Source organism: Muribaculum sp. (genome assembly GCF_029051885.1).
Classification (GTDB): domain Bacteria; phylum Bacteroidota; class Bacteroidia; order Bacteroidales; family Muribaculaceae; genus Muribaculum.
Genome location: NZ_JAIDKI010000259.1, coordinates 1 through 2963 on the forward strand (window position 1 = coordinate 1; position 2963 = coordinate 2963).

The window sequence follows — 2963 nt, forward strand, 5'->3', positions numbered from 1 at the left end:
CCTTCGTCACATGTCGAAAATCGTCTCAAGCTATACGACCCTGGCGGCAACATTTATTATTAAACAAGCTCTAAGTATCTGAGGCGAAATCTTATTGACTTAAATTTATTCACAAGCGGTCAGATCCGGAATTAATTGAATGTCAGAAATCCGGATTTGACCGTTTTTTTGCTTATGAAAGGATTATTTAAAATAATAGTATGTGCGTTGGTTACCGCCATACTTGGTGCATGCTCCTCAGACGACGATGTGGTAAAAGGCCGATTCGAACATGATTGCGGCATGGTTGATTCACATTACGGGTCCTATAATATGAAATATGTTATGGAACTCGACCTGTCTGCGCCGACAATTGATTCGGATGAAATTGGGGGAGGAAAGTGCTATGGAATAATGAATTTTTCCAATATCAACCGTATATATACTTATGACATAGATTCGGTCGTCCCGTTGGGCAACGACCGGTATCTCGTACGCTCGTTGGCATCATATACTATGGAGTACGAATTTGATACTCTTACCTACAATCCACGCAGGAAGGAGGTCCGCATAGCAAGCATGCCCGATGATGTTGTTTTCCATAAGATAAATGAAACTCCCTTTGTAGGAATGTGGAAAAATCAGGATGCTTTCGGGACATCTGAGGTGTTCCTGAGCCTCTACGAACCTGTCAAATACCCCGTTGACGGGAGTCAATGCTACGGATGGATACGAAGAAGCGGGAATAACGGCACGGAATGCTATAATAAGGTTGCTATGGTCAATTTGGCCGAATACGGCAATGCCGATGTCGAAATGGAGCTTGATGGCGATGATGGCACAGAGTTTATAACCACAGAATTAATCTATGATTATTCCGACGGCCGTCTGATATTCTCCATGTACGACGAGGTATTTTTTCCGACGGAGGGTAATGCCGCAAATGCCGGTGCGTCATCGGCCGAAGGTGACAACACACTTGCCTATTGCTATATCGCCGTGGTCGTGCTGCTCCTTGCTGCGATTATCTATGTAAAGCTGGAGGAAGAGTACGATACCGGCTTCTTCCTTGTGAGCGGATTGGTGCTGTTGCTCAGCATACTGATATTGTGGATTGGATACGATATGATTTTCAATGAAATCGCTCCATTCATGTTCTCACACTCTCCTGATGGTGACGTATGGACATGGGTCATTATTATCGGTTTCCTTTTAGGCAGTATTGCGGTATTCTTCATCGGCATATCCATGATGCAGAAGATGCTCAGCCACGAGTGCCGCAGTCTCTCTCTGGCATGTGCCAAGTGTGCTGTGGTGTTTACTGTTATTGCCGCGTTTATCAACCATGTGTACGACAACACGTTGATTGACACCTTAAGGGCCGATTTCATGTCATGTCTCAGCTTCGACTCCGGATTCTGGGTAGGATGTGCCGCCGTATGTTTCACCCTTGCCGTATCGCTCTTCCTTATTCAGATTATAATCCTTGCCGTAAGGCTCGATGGCATGTACAGGTGGGTTGCGCTTGTGATATATCCTGTCGTTTTCGCCGCGTCTGTGGTTATGTTTGCTTTAGCTGCTGTCTATGTGGTGATTGCTGTGGTCATAGCCGCGATAGTAGGCGGATTTTTCGAAGCCGCGCGCACATACAAGGCCCCCGAACCCGAGCCCGAGCCTCAGCAGGTCGGGCCACAATGTGAGGAAGATCCTGATAGGGTCGTTCTGGATGATGGCTCTGTATTCGGCAGAGAGATTAAAAGAACCTGGGGCAATGACTTCCGGGATTCCGATGGCAATAAATGGAAGAAATGTTCAAAAGACGAATATAAACTTGATAATTAAGCTCTAATTATTACCTTTGGAAGTTTTATGAAAAGAATGATTAGTGTGGTGGCTGCGCTGTGTATGCTCTTTGGGGTATGCGGAGATGCATTTGCTCAGCCGTCACTTAGATTTAGCGACAACGGCACTCTGAAGATAGTGCAGTTTACCGATACCCACTACAAGCACGGAAAGAAAGCCTCACGTGCAGCCACTGAGATGATGGACGAAGTGCTTGAGGCCGAAAATCCCGACTTTGTAATCATAACCGGCGACCTCGTCTACTCCAATGGAGTAAGGGAGGCCCTTCCCGAGCTCGTTGAGCCTATCGTGCGCCGCGGACTTCCATGGGCCATGGTGTTCGGCAACCACGACGAGCAGTTTGACATGACTCTTCCCGAAATGTACGACGCCATGCAGGTGATGGCCGGATGTATCATGCCTCCGCGTCCCGAGGGTGTCGACAGTCCCGACTATTCGGTGAGTCTGCTTGCCGGCGACGGTTCCGACCGTGTGGTAGGGGCGCTTTACTGCCTCGACAGCCATTCCGGAGCACGTGTGCCCGGCGTCGGAAAATATGCATGGCTTACCTACGACCAGATAGGGTGGTACCGTGGCGAGAGCATGATGCGCACGCAGGCTGCCGGTGGCAGGCCGGTGCCTTCGCTCATGTTCATGCACATTCCTCTACAGGAGTTTTCAGCCGCTCATGGCGACACAAAAAACTTCCTGCTTGGCACCAAAGGCGAGAACATCTGCCACCAGGCTGCCAACAGCGGCATGTTTGCCTCGATAAAGGAGATGGGCGATGTGTTTGGCGTGTTTTGCGGCCACGACCACGACAATGACTTCGTCACCCAGTATGCAGGCGTGATGCTCGGCTACGGCCGCTATTCCGGCGGCAAGACCGTATACAACCATCTCGGCAAGAACGGCGCCAGGATAATCGTGCTCCACGAGGGCGAGCCCCGCCTCGACACATGGCTCCGGCTCCGTGGCGGCGACGTCATCAACACCACCTCCTTCCCACGCTCTGGTAAATAACCCGGCATAAGAGATACATTCATAATACAGTTGTGGCGCACATCGGACTCGAGTCCAATGTGCGCCACTGCTGTATTTGTATATCAGGACTGTGTGCTTCCCGTATCCTGTCAGCGCGT

Annotated in this window: 2 protein-coding genes; both read left to right on the top strand. The window is 49.7% G+C overall.

Translation table 11 applies throughout. The features are described 5' to 3' along the window. The first annotated feature begins 174 nt into the window (after window positions 1–174). Window positions 175–1821: a hypothetical protein gene (locus tag K2I50_RS10670; RefSeq protein WP_301026333.1), complete on the top strand. Its 1647-nt coding sequence runs from the start codon at window positions 175–177 to the stop codon at window positions 1819–1821. A gap of 27 nt (window positions 1822–1848) precedes the next feature. Beyond that, window positions 1849–2844, top strand: coding sequence for a metallophosphoesterase family protein (locus tag K2I50_RS10675; protein WP_301026334.1), 996 nt, complete (start codon window positions 1849–1851; stop codon window positions 2842–2844). Window positions 2845–2963: the final 119 nt, after the last annotated feature.

Coding starts and splice junctions, on each gene's coding strand:
- K2I50_RS10670 (WP_301026333.1), top strand. CDS start 175: ATGAAAGGATTATTTAAAATAATAGTATGTGCGTTGGTTACCGCCATA.
- K2I50_RS10675 (WP_301026334.1), top strand. CDS start 1,849: ATGAAAAGAATGATTAGTGTGGTGGCTGCGCTGTGTATGCTCTTTGGG.